9 protein-coding genes and 1 pseudogene are annotated in these 6,355 nt (G+C 64.0%); 3 read left to right on the top strand and 7 right to left on the bottom strand.

All coding sequences use genetic code 11. The features are described from left to right. The coding region (locus AC27IQ_RS17490; protein WP_487090219.1) for a hypothetical protein at positions 1-222 on the bottom strand (222 nt) is incomplete at its 3' end. A 495-nt stretch (positions 223-717) separates the two neighbouring features. Here AC27IQ_RS17490 and AC27IQ_RS17495 point away from each other — a divergent pair. The 3 genes from AC27IQ_RS17495 to AC27IQ_RS17505 are packed head-to-tail and all read left to right on the top strand — an operon-like array spanning position 718 to position 2,300. Then, complete coding sequence (locus tag AC27IQ_RS17495) at positions 718-1,668, top strand: hypothetical protein (protein WP_487090220.1); 951 nt, start codon at positions 718-720, stop codon at positions 1,666-1,668. Then, complete coding sequence (locus AC27IQ_RS17500; protein ID WP_487090221.1) at positions 1,616-2,107, top strand: hypothetical protein; 492 nt, start codon at positions 1,616-1,618, stop codon at positions 2,105-2,107. Before AC27IQ_RS17495 ends, AC27IQ_RS17500 begins: the two co-directional genes overlap by 53 nt. After that, the gene (locus AC27IQ_RS17505; RefSeq protein WP_487090222.1) at positions 2,100-2,300 is read left to right on the top strand and encodes a hypothetical protein; all 201 of its coding nucleotides are present in this window, start codon (positions 2,100-2,102) and stop codon (positions 2,298-2,300) included. The genes AC27IQ_RS17500 and AC27IQ_RS17505 overlap by 8 nt, the downstream gene beginning before the upstream one ends. A 208-nt stretch (positions 2,301-2,508) precedes the next feature. Here the strand turns inward: AC27IQ_RS17505 and AC27IQ_RS17510 are convergent, their stop codons facing one another. The 6 genes and pseudogenes from AC27IQ_RS17510 to AC27IQ_RS17535 form a co-directional block, all read right to left on the bottom strand. Then, positions 2,509-2,928: a lyase family protein gene (locus tag AC27IQ_RS17510; protein ID WP_487090223.1), complete on the bottom strand. Its 420-nt coding sequence runs from the start codon at positions 2,926-2,928 to the stop codon at positions 2,509-2,511. A gap of 82 nt (positions 2,929-3,010) precedes the next feature. Continuing rightward, the gene (locus AC27IQ_RS17515) at positions 3,011-3,331 is read right to left on the bottom strand and encodes a hypothetical protein (RefSeq protein WP_487090224.1); all 321 of its coding nucleotides are present in this window, start codon (positions 3,329-3,331) and stop codon (positions 3,011-3,013) included. Between the two features lie 16 nt (positions 3,332-3,347). After that, positions 3,348-3,962 (bottom strand): GNAT family N-acetyltransferase, encoded by a 615-nt coding sequence (locus AC27IQ_RS17520; protein ID WP_317358820.1) that lies wholly within the window; start codon positions 3,960-3,962, stop codon positions 3,348-3,350. A gap of 54 nt (positions 3,963-4,016) precedes the next feature. Beyond that, entirely contained in the window at positions 4,017-4,940 is a 924-nt protein-coding gene (locus tag AC27IQ_RS17525; RefSeq protein ID WP_284430857.1) for an ABC transporter permease, read from the bottom strand. Between the two features lie 109 nt (positions 4,941-5,049). Then, positions 5,050-6,111 (bottom strand): ABC transporter permease, encoded by a 1,062-nt coding sequence (locus AC27IQ_RS17530; protein ID WP_284406417.1) that lies wholly within the window; start codon positions 6,109-6,111, stop codon positions 5,050-5,052. Beyond that, positions 6,108-6,355, bottom strand: a pseudogene (locus AC27IQ_RS17535) (hypothetical protein); the annotation flags it as partial. The pseudogene AC27IQ_RS17535 and the gene AC27IQ_RS17530, both read right to left, overlap by 4 nt.

The following is a 6,355-nucleotide window of genomic DNA, read 5'->3' on the forward strand; positions in this document are numbered from 1 at the left end:
CGCACCCGCGCGAGGGCGCGCCAGTAGCGTGGGGGCTCGCCGGTCGCGGTGCGGATCAGCCGCTCCAGCGTGCGCTCCAACACGCCCCAGCGCCCGCGCGGCGGCCCCCACGGCCGGGGCCTGCGCCAGAGCGGCCAGTGCCTCGTGCACGCGCGCGTCGCACCGCGTGAAGTCGGCCAGCGCCGCAATCCACAGTCCACCCTGCCGAGGGAATGACAGCATTGCCAAACCAGGCACCACACAGAAAAACGCCAACGCCCAGAGCAAAACGCTAAGCCCCCTACCGCTTTCATACACGGCAATTGTTTCCTGTCCATGGGTTGCAAGCTCGGGCAACTGAGCTCGGGAAAGCGTGGAAAATTGGTTTTTGTTGTTGTCCATATGCCGATTTTGGTTCTTCAAATTGCTGAGTCAGATTTGGGGCCCATACGGGCCTTGCAGAGATCGACAGCACGTGCTTAAGGTGCCTTCTAATTAAGACGAATGAGACGGCAAATTCCCCACACACGGAACACCACTGGTCTTGGATGCCCCGAACTGGCCGCGTTATGCCTGTTGGATGACCAGAACTGCAAACTCCGGCAAGAAGTTGGTCATCGACACTGACTATCTTTTCGTCTACTTTTTGCTGACGACGTGTCTTTCTAAAAATTTCAGATGGACGTCCTTGAGTAAAAGAAGTATGTTTGCGTTCAGATTCCAGGGAGGGGGCCGAAAATGAAGACAAAAGCAATCCTATTCTTCTCATGGTTAATGATTGCATTGACCGGATGCAGCGCTAATCATCATTCGATTTATCGTCATCATCAGATTGAAGACGGTCCTAGCATCACGATGGTTGATGCTAAACAGAGAGCGATCCTCGCAGCCAAGCCCAAGCTTCTTCCGAACGAACAGAACAAATCCATTCCGATCGAAGATGTCACCCGCTTTTGTGCCGAGCCAAGCCCGGACGTCTTCGCGGTCATCGCGCAAGCACTCTCCGGCGGAGCAAGCTTCGGTCGGAGCGGCGACCCCAAGACGATTCAAGCAGCCCTCAATGCTGCTTTTAGTAGCTCCGAACAAGGCTCGACCATTCCCCGGACACAGACCACCAACACTCTCCGCGAAGTCATGTATCGCACTTGCGAGCGGTATTTGAGCGGGGGAATCAGTGGCGTCGAATTGTCCATACAAGCCGTAAGAGACCAACGCCTCATCGTTTCGATACTGGCCATCGAGGGATTGACCGGCGCTGTCACGGCCAGACCAGTGGTCATCGGCTCGTCAGCAAGCGGAAGTAGCGGTTCATCAGGTGCAGACGCAGCCATCCGACTGGATGATCAAAGCAAGCTGGTCGGAAAGAAAACTGAAGTTGTTGCAAAGAAGCAAGCTGCGTTCGATGAATTGAACGGCGGAACCACCAAGGAATGTGACGCGATAGCTAAAGCGGTGGCCGACAAGAAGGAAGATGGTCTGTCGCAAGCACTCAAGGACAAAAAAACCGAAGTGCGAGGCGGCCTCAGCAGAGTTAACCGCGGCCAAGAAAGAAAAGACGGAAGCCGAGGCGCACTACAAAGCATTAGCAGACGTCGCAAGCACTGGTGGAATGCCGGTCACGGCCGGGGGAGCACTGATGACGCCGATGGCGAGCGGCGGGCTAGACACTGCTCAACGCTCAGACATTAGCCATGTCGCGACCGCCGTCAAAGAGATTGTTGCGGGGACATTCAGTCAAGACGAATACCTTTTTCTGTGCTTGAAAGTATTACAGAGCACGGGAGAAAAACTCGGCGAGGTCTCCCAAAATTGCATTGAATACATCAAATCCCAAGTCGATTTGGAGAGAGTGAAGAATGGGCAGTCGATCGAGAGCATCAACGCCGCGAGAGCAAAAATTGAGCAGCACTCAAACACACTGTTCGACAAGTTCTGGGCTCTCGTCAGTACAACGGATCAAATAGACCCAGCCAAGCTAGCTGTCGTGCAAAAAGACATCAAAGCCAAAGATTGGCCAACATGCTTTGCCAGCGCCAAGACAAAGGCGGAATACCAGAAGTGCTTCAATAGCAACGGCGTCGTCAGCGACGTCAAGCGAGATCTTTCGAAAGGGAAGAGCAATGACTGACCGTGACTACCGAGTATTAGTGGCGGAGGACAGAGCTGGTATATTTGCTCTTGCTGGGAATGAATGGACCGTGTTAGAGAACACAGTTCGAGAGTTTAAAAGTCTTGATACGAACGACGATCTGTCCTTTGGAGACATCGGCCGTGTTGCTACGGACCGCTCGGGATTTGTTGCACTGGCTTTCAAAACGTAGACCCGCATCTCGCGCTGCAAATGCAAATTCATGGACCATGGTAATAGCCTGCAAGGTGAGACCATCAGCCACTGGACTCCGCAGAAATTGCAGGCTCAGTCAGTTTTGCTCAGGTCGGTCGTGAGAAAGCGTATTGGCGGACAATGTCGAGCGCTAATGCCCAGGCTTGTGGCGCCGCGGTCACCGAACACCCTGCTTCGCGACCGAGTCATATCCCTCCTCCCGCGATCGCAGGTAGTGGGCCCCGAGCCCCGAGCCCCTCCTCCACCTGCACTGCCAAATGCGCCCGATCCACATCCAACCGATCGATCAAACGAGAAGCAAAGAGCGCTAGTCCCTGCCCCAGCGTCTCGACTGCATCCACCGTCACGCAGGCGGCAAGCAGGTAAGTCGTGTTGAGTTGCAGACGCGCGCTCGACAACGAGGCGCAGACCATCGCATGATCCGACAGCACACGAATGCGCATCATTTTCAGCATGGACGCGTGGGTTGGGTTGACCTTGCCTGCCATGCTGGACGACCCTGGCCCGAGCGCAGGCAACACCAGTTTGCCGAATCCGCATGCAGGCCCCGATGCCAGCAGTTCGATATCGCGGCAGAGCTTCAGGCACACCACCGCGACCTCCACCAGTCCGCTCCATACGCGCAGCAATGCGATATCAACCACTGGGCGGCAGATGGCGGCGGCGCCGCCTGGAACGCGATGCCCGTCAGCGGGCGCAGTTCCTCGGCAAAGCGCGCCCCGAGGCCAGAATGGATCGCTGTACCATTGCCCACCGCCCCTCCCCTTGAGGCAGCGCCCATAGCGCCTCACAAGCGTTCTTCAGAAGTGCCTGACAGCCCCTCAGCAAGGCAGCGAATCCACCGAACTCCATGCCCACCGTCGTGCAGTGCGCATCACGCAGGAAGGTGGGCCCGACCTTGGCCGTTTCCCGATGCCGGGTCGCGAAGGTGTCCAGTGCCGTCACCAAGGTATCCAGCGCGGCGGTAGCCACACCGCGGTGGCAGGCGGGCAGCAGGGGGCGTTCCATGGGAGGCCGGGGCCCTTCAGCCGCCATGCGTGCCGGCGTGCCAGTCGGTGCGGGCGAGCCGGTACAGGCAATGCGGCCGCACCGGGTGGCCCACCGGCACGGCCGGGTGGTCGAACGCTTCGGTGGGGCTTTCGCGCATGCCCAGGCGCTGCATCACCGCGCGCGAGCGCTGGTTGCCCAGGGTGGTGAACGATACGATCTCCGCCAGGCCCAAGTCTTCGAAGCCTGCCCGCAGCGCCAGGCGCGCCGCCTCGCTGGCCAGGCCCTGGCCCCAGAAGGGCCGGGCGAGCCGCCAGCCGATCTCCACGCACGGCGCGAAGGGCAGTTCGGCCGAGGGCGTGTGCAGGCCCACAAAGCCCATGAAGCGCGGGCCGCTGTCGCCCTGCAGGCAATCCGCGGCCCAGAAACCCCAGCCGCGCTGCGCGATCAGCGCCTCGATCCGGTCGGCCATGGCATCGCTGGCGTCGCGGGTCAGCGGCGCGGAAAAGTGCGCCATCACCGCCGGGTCGGCATTCATCGCGGCGAAGGGCGTGCGGTCGGCGGCGGTCCAGGGCCGAAGGCGCAGCCGCGGCGTGGCCAGGGACTCCGGGGCGATGGGGACGAAGGTGTCCGGGGGCTGGGGTGTCGGCATGCGCCGATGTTATGGGAGAGGAGAGGGGGCCAAGGTCCGGTCGCCCAAGGTTCGCTACCGCTCGCCCTTGCGGTAGGGCTTCATCAGCGCCTGTGGATACGCCGCCTTGCGGGCCACCAGCACCAGCGCCAGGATCGACAGCAGGTAGGGCAGCATCAGGTACACCTGATACGGCAGCCACGCATCGCCCGCCTGCTGCAGCCGCAGCTGCAGCGCATCGAAAAAGGCGAACAGCAGCGCGCCCAGCAGCGCCTTTCCGGGCCGCCACGAGGCGAACACCACCAGCGCCACGCAGATCCAGCCGCGCCCGTTGACCATGTTGAAGAAGAACGCATTGAACGCCGACAACGTGAGAAACGCCCCCGCCACCCCCATCAGCGCGGAGCCCGCCACCACCGAAGCGGTGCGCGTGGCCGCCACCGGAATGCCCTGGCCCTCGGCCGCCTGGGGGTTCTCGCCCACCATGCGCACCGCCAGCCCGAGCGGGGTGCGCAGCAGCACCCAGGCCAGCAGCGGCACCAGCAGCAGGGCCAGCAGCGTGAGTGGCGTCTGGGCCGACAGGATGGGAATGCCCAGCCAGGCCATGGGCGCGAACGGCTCGATCGTGGGGGGCGTGGTCACCTTCGGAAAGCCCACGCGGTAGCCGTAGTAGCTGAGCGAGGTGGCCAGCAGCGTGATGCCCAGCCCCGACACGTGCTGCGACAGCGCGAGCCCCACGGTCAGCCAGGCGTGCAGCAGCCCGAAGGCCGCCCCGGTGAGCGCGGCCACCAGCACGCCAGTCCACAGGCCATGGCCGGCATACACCGTGAGCCAGCCCGTGAAGGCGCCCGCGACCATGATCCCCTCGATGCCCAGGTTCAAAACGCCTGCGCGCTCGCACAGCAGCACGCCCAGCGTGCCCAGGACGAGCGGCGTGGCCACCCGCAGCGTGGCGATCCAGAACGCCGGGTTGGCCAGGATGTCCATCAGCTCGGTCATACTGCCCAGCCCTTCCATGCATTTGCTATTGATTTGGTAGCATCAAGGGCAATCATGACTAGGGCATGGGGGCGATTCGGCTTGAAATCGGTCATGGCATGCTCCCGCATCACTTCCAGCGCACCCGGTACTGCGCGAGCAGCCCCGCCACCAGCACCGCGATCAGCGAGGCCGCCACGATCACGTCGGCGATGTAGGTGGGAACGCCCACCGCGCGGCTCATGCTGTCCGCCCCCACCAGCACCCCCGCCACGAAGACGCCCGCGGCCACCACGCCCAGCGGGTGCAGGCCCGCCAGCATGGCGATCACGATGCCGCTGTAGCCATAGCCTGGCGACATGTCCAGCGTCACGTAGCTGGTGCGGCCCGCCACCTCGATGGCGCCTGCCAGCCCTGCCAGGCCGCCCGAGAGCAGGGCCACCAGCACCACCGTGCGCGTGATCGGCACGCCGGCGAACGCCGCCGCGCGGGCATTGGCCCCCGCCGCGCGGATCTCGAAACCCGGCACCGTGCGCGTGAGCAGCGCCCACAGCAGCACGGCCAGCCCCACGGCCCACAGCAGGCCGGTGTGCAGCCGCGTCTGCGGCACCAGGCGCGACAGTTCCAGCTCGCCTTGCAGCGCCACGCTTTGCGGCCAGCCGAGGGCGAGGGGGTCTTTCATCGGACCGTCGAGCAGGGCGGACACCAGCAGCAGCATCACGAAGTTCAGCAGCAGCGTGGTCACCACCTCGTCGACGCCGAGCCGCGCCTTCATCAGCGCCGGCCCCAGCAGCAGGGCGGCCCCGGCCAGCGCGGCGGCCAGCATCATGAGCGGGAACAGCACAGGCACCGGCCACTGCAGGCCGGTGCCGCCATGCATGCCGCCCACCGCCACCGCCGCGATCGCGCCGGCATACAGCTGGCCCTCCGCGCCGATGTTGAAGAGCCGCGCGCGGAACGCCACGGCCGCGGACAGCCCCGTCAGGATAAGCGGCGTGGCGCGCGTCAAGGTCTCGGTCAGCGCGAACACCGAGCCGAACGCGCCCTGCGCCAGCAGCGCGTAGGTGCGCCCCACGGGGGCGCCGGCCCACAGCACCAGCAGGGCGCTCACCAGCAGGGTGAAGGCCACCGCGCCGACCGGGGCCGCCACATAGGCCAGCGCCGAAGTGCGCTCGCGTTTTTCCAGTCTCATGGGGTGTCGCTTTCAGGCGCGGGCGCCACGGTGGCCGGTGCGGCGTCGGCGCTGCCGCGGCCCCCGCCGGGGTCTGCTCCGGCCATGGCCAGGCCGATGGCCTCGCGCGTCCAGCCCTCGGCGGGGCGGGCTTCGCTCAGGTGCCCGGCGTGCATCACCGCCACGCGGTCGCCCAGCGCCAGCACCTCGTCCAGGTCGTCGGAGATCAGCAGCACGGCCGCGCCGGCATCGCGCGCCGCCACCA

Source organism: Acidovorax sp. KPB24-07, from assembly GCF_057543315.1.